The organism is Pseudomonas sp. OG7, assembly GCF_014192825.1.
In the GTDB taxonomy this organism is placed as follows: Bacteria; Pseudomonadota; Gammaproteobacteria; order Pseudomonadales; family Pseudomonadaceae; genus Aquipseudomonas; species Aquipseudomonas monteilii.
In genome coordinates, this window is sequence record NZ_JACHYK010000002.1 from 540,328 (window position 1) to 558,646 (window position 18,319).

The window sequence follows — 18,319 nt, forward strand, 5'->3', positions numbered from 1 at the left end:
GCTATGCCTCGCTCCGTTGTGAAAGACGTTGCAGCAGCGTGCGTGGCCGGGCCTGCCGATGGGTGGCCGCAGCCTCCTGCCAGCGCTGGGCCGGTACGCTGGGCGAAACCAGGGCACTGGTGAAGCCGCACTGCAGTAACATGGCGAACTGGTCAGGCAGCAATGGCCCGGCGGCGCGCAGGTCGCCGGTGAACCCATGGCGCTCGCGCAGCAGCCTGGCCAAGGTGAAGCCACGACCATCGCGTGACTTGGCGAACTCGATCACGATCAACGTCAGGTGGCCAAGCAGCGCCAGCACCTGTGCCGGGTCCTGGTCGGCGCTCAGCCACAGGCCCTCTGCCGGCTGACCGAAACGCATGTGGTAGTCGTCCCACTGCTGCGGCTGCAGCACGGTGTGCGGGGCATAGGTTGGCAGCACTTCGCTGCCCAGGTAGCGCCAGCTGTCGGGCTGCGCCTGGCCTTCACGATCAACGAGCATCACGCAGCACCTCCTTGAATGGCTCGATACCGACGCGGCGGTAGGTGTCGAGGAAGCGTTCGCCGTCCTCGCGCAATTGCAGGTAAATGCCAACGATGGCCTCGACGATGTCGGGCACCTCCTCAAAGGGCACCGAACGGCCGAGGATGGTCCCCACCGCAGCGTCCTCTTCGGCACTGCCGCCCAGCGTGATCTGGTAATTTTCGTGGCCAGCCTTGTCCAGACCGAGGATGCCGATATGCGCCACATGGTGGTGGGCACAGGCATTGATGCAGCCGGACACATTGAGCTTGAGCTCGCCGATTTCCTGTTGTCGGGCTGCGTCGAAACGCTGGGCGATGCGCTGGGCGACCGGCACCGAGCGGGCGGTGGCCAGGCTGCAGTAGTCCATCCCCGGGCAGGCGATGGCGTCAGACAACAAGCCGATGTTGCTGGTCGCCAGCCCCGCCTGGCGCAGGGCCTGCCAGACGCTGTACAAGTCACCCTGACGAATGTGCGGCAACACCAGGTTCTGCTCATGGGAAACGCGGATTTCGTTCAGCGAGTAAGCCTCGGCCAGGTCAGCCAGGGTGAGCATTTCCTCGGCGCTGATGTCTCCGGGGATGCCGCCTGGTGGCTTCAACGAGATGACTGCACTGATATAGCCACGCTGCTTGTGCGGGTGGGTATTGGTGCGTACCCAGCTGGCAAACGCGTTGTCGTCTGCCCGTGCGCGCAGAAAGCTGTCACACAGCCCGGGCAATGCCTCGAAGGCGGGTTGCACGAAGCGGGCATGAATGCCCTGGACGATGGCGGGCTCCAGGTATTGATGGTCAGCTGGAAGGCTGGCGAACTCCTGCTCGATCATCTCGATGAAGCGGCCAGGCTTGAGCTCGCGCACCAGGATCTTGATGCGTGCCTTGTACAGGTTGTCGCGCCGCCCCAGGGCGTTGTACACCCGTAAGATGGCTTCGACGTAGCGCAACAGTTCACGCTCCGGCAACCACTCGCGCACCCGGGTGCCGACGATCGGGGTGCGCCCCAGACCACCACCGGCATACACCTGGAAGCCCACCTCGCCCTGTTCGTTGCGCTGCGCCAGTATGCCGATATCATGAAAGCGCACAGCCGCCCGGTCTTTGGGGCTGCCGGTGATGGCGATCTTGAACTTGCGTGGCAGGTAAGTGAATTCCGGGTGATCAGTAGACCACTGACGGAGGATCTCGGCATGCACCCTCGGGTCGAGCACTTCATCTTCGGCGGCACCGGCAAAGTGGTCGGTGGTCACGTTGCGGATGCAGTTGCCGCTGGTCTGGATGCAATGCAGGTCGGCATCTGCCAGTACCGACAGAATTTCCGGCGTATCGGCCAGGTGCGGCCAGTTGAACTGGATGTTCTGCCGGGTGGTGAGGTGGCCGTAGCCTTTGTCATAGGTGCGTGCCACGTAGGCCAGCTGACGCAGTTGCACCGCGCTCAAGGTTCCATACGGAATGGCCACGCGCAGCATGTAGCCGTGCAATTGCAGATACAGGCCGTTCATCAGCCGGTAGACCTTGAACGCCTCTTCATCCAGCTCGCCACTCAGGCGGCGGGCAACCTGCTGCTCGAACTGGCGGGCGCGGTCCTTGAGGAACTCGCGCTCGAACGGATCGTAGCGGTATACCCCAGCCTGCCCCGCCGCAACCGGCAGCAGCGGCCGTACCCCTTTGCCGACCTGTAGGGCCCCCCCGGGAGCCTGCTTGCCAAGGTCGCTGCGTACCGACGGGCCGCGCGCACGCAACCGCTCACGCAGGCTTTTGGGCTCAGGCTGGCCATCGACCAGCCAGGCTTCACAAGGCGTCGGCGCAACCACCTGGTTGGCCCGCACGGCAGCTTCGGCCGCGAAGGTTGCCGCTTCCAGGGCCTGCGCATCGAAGGTGCCGGCCTGTTGCAGTGTCTCTACCCATTCATGCCCGGCATCAAGCCAGACCACAGCCCCATCGCCCAGGCGGTTGGCGCAGATCAGATGACAGTCATCCATCGAACATCTCCATGACTGGGAGCCCGGAAGCGCTTATCGTTGCAGCCCTGCAGCGGCGTTCCGGTGCATATCAAAATAACCATACGCTTTCCATTTTGTATGGATCTATTAACAACCGTATGTCATGATATTCCTATGCGTATGGACTGACAACCGGGGGATAATACTCATGCCTCTTGCCGAAACGCCAAGAGAACACGCTCAAATAAGCTGGACCAGGCCATTTAAGCCGAAGAGCGGCCCAAGATACATACAGATTGCCGATATGATCTCAGAATCCATACAGTCTGGAATTTTGCAGGACGGCGAACAAATCCCACCACAGCGTGCGCTGGCAGCGCACCTGGGTGTCGACCTGACCACGGTGACCCGTGCCTACGCCGAAGCGCGCGACCGCGGCCTGATTGCCTCCTACAGTGGCCGCGGGTCGTTCATTCTGGGTGCCCGCGAAACACCCACCCAGGCAGGCATTGACCTGACCATGAACATTCCGCCGCAGCCGGCCAATGGCTCGATGGCCCAATGGGTAAGCGCCGGGCTTGAACAGGTACTGCAACGCAACCCCATCGAAGCACTGTCGCCCTACCAGGATGAGCCGGCCTCCCGCTCGCTGCTGCAGGCCGCGCAGGGCTGGTTGAAACCGGCGCTGGGTGATCTGGACAGCCGCAGCCTGGCCCTGTGCCCGGGTTCGCAAGCGGCCGTATTCGCCATCCTCAGCGCCCATGCCCGCACGGGTGACACCGTGCTGTGCGACCCACTGACCTACCCCGGCCTGCTACTGGCTGCCCAACAACTGGGGCTGCGCATTGTCGCGGTGCCCGGTGACGCCGACGGCATGCGCCCCGACCATCTGGAGCAAGCCTGCCAACAAAGCGGTGCGCGCCTGCTGTACCTCAATCCCACGTTCCAGAACCCTACAGCGCACACCATGCCCGTGGCCCGGCGCCAGGCGATTGCCGAAGTGCTGCTCAAGTGCGGCATCACACTGATCGAGGACGACCCCTACCGCTATCTGCTTGACGATGCGCCAACGCCCATCACCTGCCTGACCGGGGGTGCCAACACGTATTATCTGGCATCGCTGTCCAAGTGCCTGTGGCCAAGCCTGCGCACCGCTTTTGTACTGCCCCCGCGCGGAGATGACGGCCATGCCCTGCTCAACGGCTTGCGCGCCTCGAGCATGGGCTGCTCAGCCCTGCTGCTGGCCTTGGTCGAGCAGTGGATCCGCAGTGGTACCGCCAGGGAGCTGGTACAGGAAATCCAGCGCGAAGCCCGCGCCCGCCAGCACTTGGCACGCACACTGCTGAGCCATGAGTTCCAGGCGCACCCAACCGGGCTGCACCTGTGGTTACCGTTGCCGGCGCACTGGCGCCAGGAACGGTTTACCCAAGCCCTGGATGATGTGGGGGTGAGTGTGGCCGGGGCGGACTCGTTCAGCGTTGCGCAGCAAGGGCCGGAGGCCGTGCGTATCTCGCTGGGCGGGGCACCGGACCAGGCCGTACTGGGGCAAGCGTTGCGCAAAGTAGAGGGGCTGTTGAAGGAAGACCGCCGCCGTGGGGGGCGGGCTTTTGTGTGATCAGCCAATCAGATGAGGTTTCTGGCAAGCAGCGCAAGCGGCATCGGGTGTGTGCAAATGTTCTACAAGTTGTTGCCGTAGCGAACTTTTTCTCGATGGCGGGTCTATTTCGCAGGTACAGAAAGGTAGCGGCTCGCGAGACAAGGCTCGCCCCCACCTGCTGGCCAGATGGCTCAATTGTTATCAGAGGTTGGCTTCGCTCATGAAAATACATGTCGCAAGGTTGATGCTGCTCGGCCTGTTCTCGTTCGCGGCAATGGGTTCGGCATCGGCAACACAAATGAAAGCACCAGTGGCCCAGGCCCCCGCCGTTCAGTCACCGTTGCAGCCTGCCGGCAACCCTTGGTCGAAAGTGGCCTCCGGGGCCGTCGAACAGCCGGCCACGCTGTTGGCGCATGATGACGACCGCTGGCATGACCACAGAAGCGACTGGCGCCGTGAGCAGTGGCGGCGTGAGCAAGCCCGGCGGGACTGGGAGCGGCGGCGGGACTGGGAACGCCGCCGTGACTGGGAGCGCCGCCATGAGCGGGCGATGCACCAGCGTCACTATGACGACCACCGGTACTACCGCCGTTAAGGGCGCTGCGGCAGCACTTGCGCTGCCTGCTCAGTGAGTCAGGTGGGGGTGTCCCCCACCGCCTCTGCCTCCATCTTCAACCGGTCAGCCTTGCAAATGTATTTGGGCTTGCGCGGTGCCAGCTTGGCACTGGCCTTTTTGGCATGCGCCTGCAATAGCTGCTTGATCTTCTTACGACGGTTCATAATCCACAGGGCCTGTCAGTACGTTTTAGCGGCCGCCATCATACCCGTGCGGCCTGCGCATTTCGCCACGTTGACGTTATTTTCACAGCCCACAGATTAGCGTCACATCCTTTATGGCCGCAGCAAACCTGCTGGCTACCAAGGTACGACGAGGCATACGTGTCACACACTACATCCCCCGCCGCGCGCAAGCGCGTGGACTGGGCCGGCCTGGGCTGGCTTTTGCTGTTCTTCTGGTACTTTTCCGGCGTAACCCAGGCGTTGCTGCTGTTCAGCGGAACGACCGGGTTTGCCGGTTTTCGTGATGCGTTCTTCCTCAGTAGCCTGTGGCTGGCCCCGGTGCTGCTGGTGCCGCGCTTCACCCGCGCCACTGCAGCGGTCATCGGCCTGGTGCTGTGGGGGGCTTCGCTGGTGGGTTTGAGCTACTTCGGCATCTATCGCCAGGAGTTCTCGCAAAGCGTCATCTTCGTGATGTTCGAGTCCAACACCGCCGAAGCCGGTGAGTACTTCAGCCAGTACTTCAGTGTATGGCTGGGTCTGGCGTTGCTGCTGTACACACTGGTGGCGGTGCTGCTGTGGAAGCGCGTACGCCCGGTCAGCCTGCCGCTACGCAGTCGCCTGCCGGTGGTCGCCTTGTTGCTGGTGGCCAACCTTGTGTACCCGTTCTACAAGCAGATGGTCACCCAGGAGCGCAATTTCGCCGATGCCGCGGAGAAGGTGCAGCAGCGTATGGAACCCGCCGTGCCCTGGCAGTTGCTGGTCGGCTACCGGCAGTACCGCCAGCAACTGGACAACATGCAGGAACTGCTGGCCCAGAACGCCGCATTGCCGCCGCTGCAAAACCTGCGTGACAGCAGCGGAACAGCGCCCCGCACCCTGGTGCTGGTACTGGGCGAGTCCACCACCCGCGAGCACATGCACCTGTACGGCTATAACCGCGACACCACGCCCAACCTCGACGCGCTGGCCGCCAGCGACAAAGGCCTGACGGTGTTCCGCGATGTGGTATCGCCACGCCCGTACACCATCGAAGTGATGCAGCAGATCCTCACCTTCGGCGATGAGCAGAACCCGGACCGCTTCCTCACCGACCCGTCGCTGATCAACCTGATGAAACAGGCAGGCTACAAGACCTTCTGGATCACCAACCAGCAGACCATGACCAAGCGCAACACCATGCTCACCACCTTCTCGCAGCAGACGGACGTGCCGGTGTACCTGAACAACCAGCGCAACCAGAATGCCAGCCAGTACGACGACGTGGTGCTGACGCCGTTCGAGAAGGCCCTGCAGGACCCTGCACCGAACAAGTTCATCATCGTGCACCTGCTGGGCACGCACATGGACTACCGCTACCGCTACCCGGACGACTACACGCACTTCACCGACAACCAGGGCGTGCCGGGCAAACTGACGCCGGACCAGGTCAAAACCTACAACTTCTACGACAATGCGGTGCGTTACAACGACTATGTGGTCTCGAGCCTGATCAAGCGCTACTCGGCCGGTAACCCCAATGGCTTCCTGGTGTACCTGTCGGACCACGGTGAAGACGTTTACAGCTCCGGCGACCACGACCGCCTCGGGCGCAACGAGGGCGCGCCGACCCGGCCGATGTACACCATTCCGTTCCTGCTGTGGACCTCGCCCAGCTGGCAGGCCGAGCACCCTCGTGACTTGCAGGCGATGGCCAACCGCCCCTACAGCAGCTCGCACCTGATCCATACCGTGTCAGACCTGGCCGGGCTGAGCTATGACCGCTTCGAGCCGGCCAAGAGCCTGGTAAGCCCGCAGTTCGTGGCAACACAGCGCTGGATCGGCGACCCCTACCGCAAGGATGGCTTGCGCGAGTTCGACCACCTGCCGCTGGACAAGCCTGAGCGAGCACAGGAAACAGCCAGCAGCCGGCAGTAAGCCGGCACCTGCGGGCGTTTTCCGGTGCGATGCACGGTGTAGTCCTGCTGGCAGGGCTGATCACCAGCGTGGCCTTCGCACTGCCCTGGCTGCTGCGCGAAGTGCCGCTGCGCCAGGCCACACAGGCATGAAGGCAGGATGCCAGCGCGCCGCCCGCATGGGACTTATACCGGTGCAGAGCAACTGCCGTTCCGGGCACTCCCCCGCACCGCCTCGGCCAGTTTGCGCAGGTTGGCCTGGTGCGCATTCACCAGGCTGGTGATGCTGTTGTCCGCGGCCGTCTGCACCGACGTGCGGCAGGTCAGTTCAGCCTGCCCTGCCTGCTTCAGGCGCCAGACGGCCTCCAGTGAAGCATAGCGCCCCGGCACCGTATCGAAGCGCCGCACATCCACCCGCAGTGCCGCCTTGTTGCCAGCCGCCGGCCCGCCCAACTGGTCCTGCAAGGCGCTGCGAAATTCATCCACCAGGTTGGCGCCCCACCATTCCGTTTCCAGAATGGCCAGGCCGCTCTGGCCCTGGCGCACCACCAGTTGCGGGCGGTCCACCTGCGGCGGCACCACCACCCGGGTCACCTGGATATGCTGCCCGCTGTCGCGCACCGGCTCGCTCGCCACCAGCGTGTGGTAGTTGTTCGGCGTACTGCTGCAGCCCCCGAGCCACACCAGCAGGCTGGCCACACAGACATTGCGCAGTCGTTGCATCGGCTGTCTCCTCAGGGTTCAAGCGCTTCGGCACCGGCCGCCTTCGGCCGCCCGCGAATCAGCGACTCGGGGTGCCGGCCCAGGTAATCGGCGAGGTCACGCAGCGAACGCGACATGCGCTCCAGCTCATCCAGTGTTTCGCCCATCCGCTCGCGCTGTGGCGAATCTTCGGAAATGGCCGAGTTGGCCGTGCGTAGGGTCTTGTGCACTTCATCGAGCGCCACCTTCACGTCCGGCAGCGTCTGGCCATTGAACTGTTTGAGGCTGGCGCGCAACGCTCGAAGGCTGCCGTCCAGGTTGCCGGCGATGCTTTCCAGCGGCAGCTTGGCAATGCGCTCGACCACCCGCTGCAGCTGCTCCTGCAACTGTTCAAGGCTACCCGGCAGTGTGGGGATGGTGATGGGATTGGCGGCCATGTCGAAGGCCACCTTGGGGGCATCCGGGTAGAAATCCAGGGAAATGAACATCTGCCCGGTGATCAGGTTACCGCTGCGCGCCTGGGCCCGAAGGCCATGTTCGACGAAGGTGCCGATCAACCGCCTGGCCCCATCCATATCGCCCTCGGCGTGCTTGAACACCGACAGCATCTTGCGGTGCACCGGCCCCAACCGTTGCGGGTAGATCACCGCATTGACCACCACCGGAAAAGTCTGGCGGGCGGCATCGTAGTCAAGCTGGACCGAGGTAACCCGGCCAAACTCCACGCCCTTGAACTCCACCGGCGCGCCCACCGAAAGGCCGCGCATGGCCTGGTCAAAGCGCAATTGCAAATACTGCGCCTGGCCATTGGGTGGTGCCAACGCGGTCTCGCGGTCGGCAAACAGCTGGAAGCGGGCCTGGTCGGCAGCAGCCTCGGCCTGGGGGGAAAAATCAGGCGAGCCGAAAGCCAGCCCACCCACCAGGATCGATGACAGCGATTCGGTATCCACCTTCAGGCCGTTGGCACCAATCTGCATGTCGATGCCGCTGGCGTTCCAGAAGCGGCTATCCGTGGTGACGAAGCTGTCATAGGGTGCCTGCACGAACACGCCAATCTCTACCCCCTTGCCATCATCCTGCAGGGCAAACGACACCACCTCACCCACCGGAATCTTGCGGTAGTAGATCGATGAGCCGACGTCCAGCGAGCCAAGGTCGCTGGCAGTCAGGGTAAAACGCTTGCCCTTTTCGTCGAACGTGATCGGTGGCGGCAGTTCAAGGCCGACAAAGGCCTTTTCCGGCACTTTCGACTCGCCGGAGTCAGCCCCGATGAAACTGCCGGAAAGCAGCGTGTCCACCCCGGACACCCCACCGACGCCGATGCGCGGGCGCACCACCCAGAAGCGCGCACCCTGTGTGGCGAACGAGCGGGCATCGTCCGACAACTGCACCTTGGCCACTACGCTCTTTTTGTCGTCGGCCAGTTCCACCGTGGTCACTTCACCAATCACCACGCTCCGGTACTTCACCTGGGTCTTGTGCGCCACCAGCCCTTCCCCGGTGTGGAAGGAAATGGCAATGACCGGCCCTTGCTGCATCCAGTTGCGCACCACCAGCGAAGCGCCGATCAGGATGGCCAGTATCGGCACGATCCACACCAGCGATACGCTCCAGCGTCGGGTGCGCACGTCAACCTGCCCCGCCCCCTCGCGTTCGTCAGCCTGTTGCCCCATCAGTGCGGCCTCCCCTCGTTGGCATGGCTATCCCAGATCAGGCGTGGATCGAAGCTCATCGCAGAAAACATGGTCAGCACCACCACCATGCCGAAGAACAGGATGCCCACCCGTGGCTCGATGGTGCCCAGCCCGCGCAATTGCACCAGTGCCGCCACCAGCGCCACCACCATGACATCGAGCATCGACCAGTAGCCGATCAGCTCGACGAAGCGGTACAGCTGCGAACGTTGCCGGCAGGCCCAGGTGGAACCACGCTGGGCGGTATACAGCAGCAGGCCGAGGGAAAAGAACTTGATGGCAGGCACACCCACGCTGGCAATGAAGATGATCAGTGCGATGTCCCAGGCCCCCGCCTCCCAGAACTCCAGCACCCCACCGCCAATGGTGCTTTCACTGCCACTGCCGAGCATTTCGGTGTGCATCACAGGCAGCAGGTTCGCCGGGATGTAAAACACCAGCGCGGCCAGCAGAAACGCCCAGCCGCGGCTGATGGCATTGGCCTTGCGCCGATGGATGGCAGCACCACAGCGGTTGCACGTATGCGCGCCACTGCTCAGGTCACACGCCTGGCCGCAGCCATGGCACAGACACAGGCCGAGGTCGTCAGCGCTGGCCGGGGCAGTCATGCCTGCTCCCACAAATCGCGGATGTCCTTGCCGGCGATATGAATGATCAGCATGCTCAGCGCGGCCAGGGCCAGCAAACCGATGCCCGGGATCACATCGAGCAACCCCGCCAGCTTGATCACCGCCACCATCGCCCCCAGCAGGCACACCTCCAGCATGCTCCAGGGCCGCAGGCTCTCCAGCCCGCGCATGCACAGGGCAAAGCCGGGGGCACGCTGACCGGCCAGGGCAAAGCTCAACACCCAGCACAACACGGCAATCTGCAGCACCGGCGCAACGATGATCGACAGCGCCATGACCAGGGCGATGAAGGTAATACTGCCGTGGCTGAGGATCTGCACCGAGTCCCACAACGTGGCCGAATGGGTAAGCCCCTGCATGCCGATGGTCATCACCGGGTAGGCATTGGCGAACACCAGCAGGATGCCACCGGTCACACTCAGTGCCAGCCGCTGCTGAAGGGTCAAGGACGTATGCCGGTACAGCACGCCGCCACAGCGCTGGCAAAGGGCGCGCTGATGCTTGCGCAGCGTCGCACGGTGATACACCGCGTCGCAGTACTCGCAAATAATCAGATCGTGGGTCTGAGTCATGACGATCCCACCGGTAGCCCGCTTTGATGGTCGTATGCAATGGTGAAGCCTGATATCCGGTGTAGACCATGCAGGCAAAACCGCCATGTCCAACTGAAGACAGACTATCCTGTGAAACGGGCTTTCCGCCCCGTGGAGGTGTGCCATGCGTACGTTCACATGGAGCTGCCTGCTGGTGCTGCTGAGCGCGGCACCGGCTGCCCAGGCGCAGTCGGTAGTGCCGCTTAAAGGCCAGAGCAGCCAGCAGATGCAACTGGATATCAACGATTGCAATACCGTCGCCACAAATGCTGCAAACAGCACCGCAACGTCCGGTGAAGCCCATGTCGGTGGCCGGGTACGCGGCGCGGCTGCCGGTGCCGCCGCCGGTGCAGTGGGCGCGCAGGTGCGCGGCAACCAGCATGAAGCGTTGTATGACCGGGCCAGTGACGATGCCAAGCAGCAATACCGGCAAAACCGCGCTGGCGAGGTGGCTGCCGCCGGTGCCGCAGTCGGTGGCATGCGTCAGCGTCAGGATCGGCGCCAGGACAGGCGCGGTCAGGACGAAGCAAAAACCCAGGCCCATGCCAGTGCCTACAGCGGCTGCTTGCAAGGCCGCGGCTATCAGGTCAATCCTTGACCCCCCTGGCACGCCATGCCGTTGAATCAGGCGGCATGGCGTGCCGGCCTCAGAACTTCGCCAGCTCCTCCCGACAGAACTCCACAAACAACTGTGCAGGTTTGGTCAACTGCACCCGCTTCAACCACGCCGCCGCCAGCCCCGACAGCGCCACCGGCTCGGCAATGTCCAGCATGGCCAGGCGCTGGCCGTCGTAGGTGCATTCCGAATGCGGCCGTGTCACCAACAGCGAAAAGCCAAAGCCCTGCCCGACCATGCCACGCACCATCTCGATCGACGGCGAGCTGAAAACGATGTTCGGCGTCAGCCCCAGTTCGTTGAACAGGCTGACGAAGTAGGTGCGGCTGGGCGCCACGTCCAGCAGGATCATCGGTTCCGGGCACAGGTCGCGCAGCGAGACCTGGGCCTGGCCGGAAAAACGGTGGTTTTCCGGCAGCAGCACATAGGGCTTTTGCGGCGGCATCAGCGGCTCGGCTTCGATGGTGCCGTCCAGGTCGTGATCGTAGAGAAACGCCAGGTCGAAGGTGCCGGCCGTCAGGCCCTGGATCAGGTCCTGCTGCTCGCCGTCACGCAGGCGAATGTCCACGCCCGGGTAACGCTGACGAAAACCGGCAATCAGCCGCGGCAGGTACAACGGCGCCACGGTTTCGAAACAGCCGATGTCGATCTGCCCGGCCACGGTATCGTTATCGGCCAAGGCGTTCTGCTCGAACTCATGGGCCATCTGCAGCAGCGACTTGGTCTTGGCGTAGAAGCGCTTGCCACTGGGCGTCAGCGACACACCCTGGGCATGGTGACGGATGAACAGCTGCACACCGAAACTTTCCTCCAGGCTTTTGATGGCCGTGGAGATGGACGGCTGGGCGATGTACAGCTGGCGCGAAGCCTCGGCAACGCTGCCGGCCTCCACGGTGGTGACGAAGTACTTCAGTTGTCGCAGGGTATAGGCAGCCACGGGTACCTCTTTGGTGCCCGATGGGCACGCAGGGATCATGGCTGACACTTTAACCCTGGCCGCTGGCGGATGGGGGCTGGGTGATAAAGGATTTACCTATGGCTTGAGCAGGTTTTTTTGTGGGGGCCACCTGAAGCCCCCACCGGATCACTCGAAGTCTATATTCGCCATCACGCAGTCATCCCCGACGTGTTTGTACCCTGGGGCACATGCCATCTCCATTACAGGGGCCACGCCACGCTTGCGCCTGGAGAGTTTCACTTCAGACTCCACATGCTCCAGCGTCTGTTGCTCATCGTTACCTGGCAATTCCGCCTTCGGTTCATCTTGCATGTACGTTACTCCTGGGTTGGGTGAACTTGCCAGATAGACTCTATCGTCCGCTCACCCGGTACCCCATCTGGAAACCCGGCCACTGGCCAATAATCTCTGAACGTCTTTACTGATACCCAACGGCCTCAGCGATACGGAGTGCCCCAATGAAGATCGTGGTTACCAGCATTCTCGTCGACGACCAGGCCAAGGCCCTGGCCTTCTATCACTATGTACTCGGTTTCGAGCCCAAGCATGACATCCCCATGGGCCGGCACCGCTGGCTGACCCTCACTTCGCCCAACGACCCCAATGGTGTGGAGTTGCTGTTGGAACCCGATGCGCACCCAGCGTCCAAGGTGTACAAAGCGGCGCTCAAACAGGACGGCATCCCCGCCACGTCGTTTGGCGTACGCGATATCCAGGCTGAATACACACGTCTGTGTGCGGCGGGCGTAACGTTCACCCAGCCGCCCACCAACATGGGCCCCGTTACCGTGGCCGTGTTCGATGACACCTGTGGCAACCTGATCCAGATCGCCCAAAAACACTGACACCCCACCCCACGCGCAACAACAAGGAAAACAGATGCGCCACGAATTCAGCGAAGTGCTCAACGACCTGGTCGATTACTTTCTGCTTGGCGATATCCAGCTGCTCGAACGCTTCAAACAGGAGCATGAGCTGCCCGACGACCTTGCCTATGCATTCACCCATGACGACAGTGGCGACCAAGCCGTACGCGAAGGCATCGTGCTGCCGCTGGCCGGGGTCGACAACCTGCCTTATCGCATCCTCTTCACCCTCGATGGCTACACCCCGGCCCTGCGCGAGCCCGGCAGCCGCCTGAAGCACCGGCGCAATGGCTACGTGCTGCGGGTCGAGCACGGTGCGCTGATGCTGTACACCTGGCGCATCCTGCAGCATTTCACGCCCAAGACCTTGGGCGACCTCATGGCTCGCTACCAGGTGCCGGGGCGGCCGATCATCGAGCTGGACAACGGCTGGTATGACGTGGAGGTGCTGGCGGGGGCACTGGTGCGGGACGGTTTGTACGAGCCGGCGTTCGAGTTTGTCTTGAAGAAGCGCTGGAGTCGGGGTCAGGCTGCTGAAGTGGATACCGGGTATGCCTTTGGGCTGCGAGGGTACTTCGACTGACCGGTTGCCTGTACTGACCTCTTCGCGGGTTTACCCGCGAAGAGGTCAGTACAGGCAACCTCATTCGTCAGGTATGACTGATATCCCGATCCTTGGTCTCCGGCATGAAGAGGATCCCCAGTACCGCCGTCATCACGGCGATCACGATCGGGTACCACAGGCCGTAATAGATATCCCCGGTCGCCGCCACCATGGCAAACGCAACCGTCGGCAGGAAGCCGCCGAACCAGCCGTTGCCGATGTGGTAAGGCAGCGACATCGACGTGTAGCGGATACGCGCGGGGAACAGTTCCACCAGCCAGGCGGCAATCGGGCCGTAGACCATGGTCACGTAGATCACCAAAAGGGTCAGTAGCAACAGCACCATCGGGTAGTGGATCTTCGCCGGGTCAGCCTTTTCCGGGTATCCAGCTTCTTTCAGCGCACCACTGAGGGTGGCGGTAAACGCCTCGCTTTGCGCTTTGAAGTCCGCTGCGGCCATGCTGCTGCCGTCAAAACTCGGCAATACCCGCTCACCAATACGGATCTGCGCCACGCTGCCAGGTTCGGCCGCTTCGTTGGTGTAGGGAATGGCGCGCTTGGCCAGCAGGCTCTTGGCGATGTCGCAGGAACTGGTGAATCTGGCCTTGCCCACCGGGTCGAACTGGAACGCGCACTGGCCAGGGTCAGCCACCACCACCACCGGGTTTTGCTCCTGGGCAACGAACACGTCCGGGTTGCCGTACTCGGTCAGCGCCTTGAAGATCGGGAAATAGGTCAGCGCAGCGATAATGCAGCCGGCCATGATGATCTTCTTGCGGCCAATGCGGTCAGACAAGCTACCGAAGAAGATGAAGAACGGCGTGCCGATCAGCAGCGAGCCGGCAATCAGCAGGTTGGCCGTCTGTGGCTCGATCTTGAGCATCTGCAACAGGAAGAACAGCGCATAGAATTGCCCGGTGTACCACACCACGGCCTGGCCAGCAGTGCCGCCCAGCAACGCCATGATCACCACCTTCAGGTTGTCCCAACGGGCGAACGACTCCGTCAGAGGGGCTTTGGAGGCTTTGCCTTCGGCCTTCATCTTCATGAACACCGGTGACTCGTTGAGCTGCATGCGTATGTACACCGAAATCGCCAGCAGCAGGATCGACAGCAGGAACGGCACCCGCCAGCCCCAGGCCTCGAAGGCCTCGGTCCCCATGGCCGTGCGGCACGCCATGATTACCAGCAGCGACAGAAACAGCCCCAGTGTAGCCGTGGTCTGGATCCAGGCGGTGAAAAAGCCGCGCCGCCCCTTCGGTGCATGTTCGGCCACGTAGGTGGCCGCGCCGCCGTACTCGCCCCCCAGTGCCAAGCCCTGCAGCAGGCGCAGAGTGATCAGGATGATCGGCGCGGCCACACCGATCGAGGCGTAGCCAGGTAGCAGGCCGACGATGGCGGTGGACAGGCCCATGATCACGATGGTAATGAGAAAAGTGTACTTACGCCCGATCATGTCGCCCAGGCGGCCGAATACGATGGCACCGAATGGCCGCACGGCGAACCCGGCGGCAAAGGCGAGCAAGGCGAAGATGAACGAGGTGGTTTCATTGACCCCGGCAAAGAAGTGCTTGGCGATGATCGCCGCCAGGGAACCGTACAGGTAGAAGTCGTACCATTCGAACACCGTGCCCAGGGAAGAGGCGAAGATGACCTTGCGCTCCTCCCGGGTGATACCGCGTTGGGGCGCGCTACTGCCCGTGGATGCGCTGTCGAGAACCGCCATGGGTTGCCTCCGTCATGTCATCATGCAGGCCGGAGCACCTCACAACCACTTCACCGTCGCACCCAGGCCCTGGGGCTTGCTTTGGTTGCGCGAAGCACGACGAGACGGGCCGCCTCGGATCGCAGCAGGTTAGTAAAGCATAATCGGGTTTGGCGGGATATCCACCCGCCTGAACGCACTCCAGAGGGCAGCATGAACGACACGGCTACACCGGGCTGGCTAGGCGATATCTGGTTGGCTGACGATCACTGCCTGCTGCTGTCTACACTCGGCAGGACCGACCGTCACGTGCACTACGCGCATCAGGTGCTTGTCGGCCTCGGCGCCGATGTCGAGGTGCGTGTGGGCGAGCAGCTCTGCAGCGGCCCGCAGGTGCTGATTGCCTCGCAGCAACCTCATGCCATCCTCAGTCATGGCATACCGTGCCTTACCCTGTTTGCCGAGCCGCTGGCATTCGACCTGGCAGACCTTGCCTTGGCCTGCGAGCACGCGGGCAATAGTGCAGAACATCTGGCAGAAAGCCTTGGGCATTGGCCGCGCCGCCGGCTCGATCCGCGCCTGGAAAAAGCGCTCCAGCGCATCCGCGCGCTCGACGAACAAACCTTGCCGGCCCGGGAACTGGCCAGTACCGCTACGCTGTCGATCAGCCAGCTGGATCGTCTGTTCAGCGGTTCACTGAAACTGTCGGTGCGGCGGCTGGTGTTGTGGCAGCGCTTGCGCGTGGCCCTGCAAAGGGCGCTGAGCGGCGCCAGCCTGACCGAAGCGGCATTGGCGGCAGGGTTTGCCGACTCGGCGCACTTCACCCGCAGCGTTCGCCGGCAGTTCGGCCTCAGCACCCGGGCAGCCTTGCGCGGATTGCGTCTACGTACGGTCGGCTAGCGCCTGGCACAACCCCGCTGGCAATACCGCAGGGGCATGAGCATCGCCGTTCACCCACGGCTCGCGCAATTGCGCCAGGTAAGCCTGCGGATAGTCGGGCCGATCCCCGATTCCCATGTCGTCGTCCGCAAGCGCATAGCCTGGCAGGTACAAAACCGTGCCAAGCAGCCGGTCCCAGAGTGGAAAGAACAGCGCGAAGTTGACGTCGCCAGTACTGCCGTACTTCAGGTGATGCAGGCGATGCACCGGCGCCCAGGCAAACACATGGCGCAAGCCGCCAATGCGCATGTCCACGTTGCTGTGTTGCAGCAACAGCTGGATGGACACACTGAACGCCAGCAGCGATGCCACCTCGACGGGCAAGCCCAGCAGCAACAACGGCAAGGTACCGCCCAGGGTTTCGAGCAACTGGTGCAGAGGGTGCTTCATCAGGCCGTTGAAACCGTACAGGCGCGTGACACTGTGGTGCACCGCATGCAGCCGCCACAGCAGCGGGCTGCGGTGGCTGGCGTAATGCACCAGGGTGATGCCCAGGTCGGCCAGCGCAATGGCTAGCAGCAACTGCAGGGCCAACGGCCAATGATCAGGCCAAAGACCCGTACCCGGCAGCCAGTTGGCAAGCAGCGGAATGGTCGCCACGCTACAGAGGGTCAGGCATTCATTGACCAGCGCATGGCAAACCCTTGCAGCAACTGCATCGCCGCCCGCCCACCCACCACACAACCCAGCGAATCATCCAGCAGGACAATGGGCGCCCCCTGCACCTGCAGGGGTACCCACGCCTAGGCGAACAGCTTGCCTTGCGCGGTGTCGTTCCAAGGCTCGCGACTGTGCAGCTCGCTCATACCGCACCTGCCACCGGCCCCTTCAACTCGACCTGGTTGCCATCCGGGTCGTAACAGTACAGGGACAGCCCCTCGCCTTCGGCACCATAACGCTTCTCTGCGGGCTCAACCTTTACCCCGGCGGCTTCCAGGTAGGCCGTCAATGCCGCCTCGTCGAACGGCTCGATACGCAGGCAGAAATGGTGCAGGTTGCGCCCCTCCACCCCCGGTGCCGCCCCGCCTGGCTGGCCCAGCGGGCCGTCCAGGGTCACCAGGTCGATCATCGCCGTGCCAGTGGCCAGGTGCACCATGCCCAGGTCGTCGCGCACGCGGCTGACAGCGCAACCCAGCAGCTCGGTGTAGAAGGCAACACTGCGCGGCAGGTCGCTGACCCGCAGAACAAGATGGTCTATGTGCTTGATAGCGAACGGTCGCATGCCGGGCTCCTTGTGCCGTGTGCGCGAATACGTTCGCCACCATAGCCCAGCTTCGCCCGGCGTGACCAGAATCAGCTACTCGTTAACCAACCGCTGCAGCACGCGCCCTTCATGCCGCGTCAGGATGCGCAACAGTTGGTCGACCAGCGCCCGGTCCGGGGTATCCAGGTGGAAGTGGTGCCCGCCCGGGTGCCACGAAATCTTCGCCTGACCAGGCAAGGCAGCCTCGCGCCGGGCAAAGGCTTCGCCGGTAAATGCACCCTGGCGACCAAACAGCAGGTACAACGGGCAGCTGATCTGGTTGAGCAGTTCGCAGGCTTCGCGCTCGGTCAGTGGCATGGGTTCGGGCAGCACCAGCCGCGGGTCGTGGCGCCAGCAATAGCCATCGCCCAGTTGCAACAGGTCGCGCAGCGCCAGCAGCCGTGCAGCACCTTCCGACAGCTCGGTGTCCAGGCGTTCGCGGCGTTGCGCCAGTGCGGTGTCCAGGTCGTCGAAGCGGCCGGGGTCTGGCTCGGCAAAACCCGGTAGCTGGCTGCGCTGCACCATACGCTTGAGCCGGTAGGCCCGCGCCAGGTGCTGCACGCGGTCATCCTCGGCCACCGTGAACGGTGCCCCCATGCCGTCGAGGAAGGTCATGCTGGCAATGCCGCTGGTCATGGCAGCCAGCAGCGATGCCACCCCGGTGCCCATGCCGTGGGCCAGCACATGGAACTGCGCCAGCCCCAGACTGTCGGTCACCGCCAGCATGTCTTCGGCGTGCTCCCACAGGTAATAGCCACTGTCGTGGCGGCGATGGTCAGAGCGGCCATGGCCGACCAGGTCGGGGGCCACCACGAAACAACCGTCCAGCATCGGTGCCAGGCGTTCGAACGAGGCAGCGTTGTCCAGCCAGCCATGCAAGGCCAATACGGGAATACCGTCTTCGGCGCCCCAGGTGCGGACCGCTATTTCAATACCATCGAGGTCTAACAGGTGATCTTTCGGACTGCACAGCGAACGCATTGCAATTCTCCTTGGCTGAAGCCTGCGCCATGGCCTGCCTCACCCTCTCGCAGATCGCCCCCTGCTGCTGGCCCCTCACCGA

At 63.1% G+C, this 18,319-nt stretch carries 19 protein-coding genes and 1 pseudogene; 7 read left to right on the forward strand and 13 right to left on the reverse strand.

The features are described 5' to 3' along the window. Position 1 precedes the first annotated feature (1 nt). Entirely contained in the window at positions 2-478 is a 477-nt protein-coding gene (locus tag FHW75_RS06950) for a DUF934 domain-containing protein (protein ID WP_019097285.1), read from the reverse strand. Beyond that, entirely contained in the window at positions 468-2,477 is a 2,010-nt protein-coding gene (locus FHW75_RS06955; protein ID WP_089230041.1) for a DUF2849 domain-containing protein, read from the reverse strand. The genes FHW75_RS06950 and FHW75_RS06955 overlap by 11 nt, the downstream gene beginning before the upstream one ends. 265 nt (positions 2,478-2,742) lie before the next feature. On the opposite strand from FHW75_RS06955, the gene FHW75_RS06960 reads away from it, so the two are divergent. Both FHW75_RS06960 and FHW75_RS06965 read left to right on the forward strand, forming a co-directional pair. Beyond that, positions 2,743-4,053 (forward strand): PLP-dependent aminotransferase family protein, encoded by a 1,311-nt coding sequence (locus FHW75_RS06960; RefSeq protein ID WP_232062856.1) that lies wholly within the window; start codon positions 2,743-2,745, stop codon positions 4,051-4,053. 226 nt (positions 4,054-4,279) lie between these two features. Further along, the gene (locus tag FHW75_RS06965; RefSeq protein ID WP_019097288.1) at positions 4,280-4,630 is read left to right on the forward strand and encodes a hypothetical protein; all 351 of its coding nucleotides are present in this window, start codon (positions 4,280-4,282) and stop codon (positions 4,628-4,630) included. A 38-nt stretch (positions 4,631-4,668) separates the two neighbouring features. Here FHW75_RS06965 and FHW75_RS06970 read toward each other — a convergent pair whose 3' ends face one another. Continuing rightward, positions 4,669-4,815: a DUF2986 domain-containing protein gene (locus tag FHW75_RS06970; RefSeq protein ID WP_016714615.1), complete on the reverse strand. Its 147-nt coding sequence runs from the start codon at positions 4,813-4,815 to the stop codon at positions 4,669-4,671. A gap of 159 nt (positions 4,816-4,974) precedes the next feature. Between FHW75_RS06970 and FHW75_RS06975 the strand changes: the two genes are divergently transcribed. Further along, complete coding sequence (locus tag FHW75_RS06975) at positions 4,975-6,729, forward strand: phosphoethanolamine transferase CptA (protein WP_183673386.1); 1,755 nt, start codon at positions 4,975-4,977, stop codon at positions 6,727-6,729. Positions 6,730-6,893: 164 nt separating this feature from the next. On the opposite strand, the gene FHW75_RS06980 is transcribed toward FHW75_RS06975, so the two are convergent. From FHW75_RS06980 to FHW75_RS06995, 4 genes are read right to left on the reverse strand one after another with little or no spacing between them, the layout of a single operon-like run. Continuing rightward, a complete protein-coding gene (locus FHW75_RS06980) occupies positions 6,894-7,430 on the reverse strand; it encodes a membrane integrity-associated transporter subunit PqiC (RefSeq protein WP_019097291.1) in 537 nt (178 codons plus the stop codon). Positions 7,431-7,441: 11 nt separating this feature from the next. Beyond that, entirely contained in the window at positions 7,442-9,082 is a 1,641-nt protein-coding gene (locus tag FHW75_RS06985) for an intermembrane transport protein PqiB (protein WP_019097292.1), read from the reverse strand. Next, entirely contained in the window at positions 9,082-9,711 is a 630-nt protein-coding gene (locus FHW75_RS06990) for a paraquat-inducible protein A (RefSeq protein WP_016714620.1), read from the reverse strand. The genes FHW75_RS06985 and FHW75_RS06990 overlap by 1 nt, the downstream gene beginning before the upstream one ends. Then, positions 9,708-10,304: a paraquat-inducible protein A gene (locus FHW75_RS06995; protein WP_019097293.1), complete on the reverse strand. Its 597-nt coding sequence runs from the start codon at positions 10,302-10,304 to the stop codon at positions 9,708-9,710. Before FHW75_RS06995 ends, FHW75_RS06990 begins: the two co-directional genes overlap by 4 nt. A 145-nt stretch (positions 10,305-10,449) precedes the next feature. Here FHW75_RS06995 and FHW75_RS07000 point away from each other — a divergent pair, with 145 nt between their 5' ends. Beyond that, the gene (locus FHW75_RS07000) at positions 10,450-10,923 is read left to right on the forward strand and encodes a YMGG-like glycine zipper-containing protein (protein ID WP_019097294.1); all 474 of its coding nucleotides are present in this window, start codon (positions 10,450-10,452) and stop codon (positions 10,921-10,923) included. Positions 10,924-10,972: 49 nt separating this feature from the next. Here FHW75_RS07000 and FHW75_RS07005 read toward each other — a convergent pair whose 3' ends face one another. Continuing rightward, entirely contained in the window at positions 10,973-11,878 is a 906-nt protein-coding gene (locus FHW75_RS07005) for a LysR family transcriptional regulator (protein ID WP_183673388.1), read from the reverse strand. A 147-nt stretch (positions 11,879-12,025) separates the two neighbouring features. Next, positions 12,026-12,211, reverse strand: a complete 186-nt coding sequence (locus FHW75_RS07010) for a hypothetical protein (RefSeq protein WP_019097296.1) — start codon at positions 12,209-12,211, stop codon at positions 12,026-12,028. 146 nt (positions 12,212-12,357) lie between these two features. Between FHW75_RS07010 and FHW75_RS07015 the strand changes: the two genes are divergently transcribed. After that, a complete protein-coding gene (locus tag FHW75_RS07015) occupies positions 12,358-12,744 on the forward strand; it encodes a VOC family protein (protein ID WP_019097297.1) in 387 nt (128 codons plus the stop codon). 34 nt (positions 12,745-12,778) lie between these two features. Then, entirely contained in the window at positions 12,779-13,348 is a 570-nt protein-coding gene (locus FHW75_RS07020) for a hypothetical protein (RefSeq protein ID WP_019097298.1), read from the forward strand. Positions 13,349-13,415: 67 nt separating this feature from the next. Here the strand turns inward: FHW75_RS07020 and FHW75_RS07025 are convergent, their stop codons facing one another. Continuing rightward, complete coding sequence (locus FHW75_RS07025; protein WP_025754540.1) at positions 13,416-15,095, reverse strand: MFS transporter; 1,680 nt, start codon at positions 15,093-15,095, stop codon at positions 13,416-13,418. Between the two features lie 192 nt (positions 15,096-15,287). Between FHW75_RS07025 and FHW75_RS07030 the strand changes: the two genes are divergently transcribed. Continuing rightward, positions 15,288-15,974 carry a helix-turn-helix domain-containing protein gene (locus tag FHW75_RS07030; RefSeq protein WP_183673390.1) on the forward strand — a complete coding sequence of 229 codons (687 nt, stop codon included), beginning with the start codon at positions 15,288-15,290 and terminating at the stop codon, positions 15,972-15,974. Here the strand turns inward: FHW75_RS07030 and FHW75_RS07035 are convergent. From FHW75_RS07035 to FHW75_RS07045, 3 genes and pseudogenes are all read right to left on the reverse strand, one after another. Next, positions 15,957-16,655 (reverse strand): annotated as a pseudogene (locus FHW75_RS07035) (sterol desaturase family protein); the annotation flags it as partial. The gene FHW75_RS07030 and the pseudogene FHW75_RS07035 overlap by 18 nt on opposite strands. Positions 16,656-16,815: 160 nt before the next feature. After that, positions 16,816-17,235, reverse strand: coding sequence for a VOC family protein (locus tag FHW75_RS07040; RefSeq protein WP_019097302.1), 420 nt, complete (start codon positions 17,233-17,235; stop codon positions 16,816-16,818). 75 nt (positions 17,236-17,310) lie between these two features. Then, the gene (locus FHW75_RS07045; protein WP_019097303.1) at positions 17,311-18,237 is read right to left on the reverse strand and encodes an alpha/beta fold hydrolase; all 927 of its coding nucleotides are present in this window, start codon (positions 18,235-18,237) and stop codon (positions 17,311-17,313) included. Between the last annotated feature and the right edge of the window lie 82 nt (positions 18,238-18,319).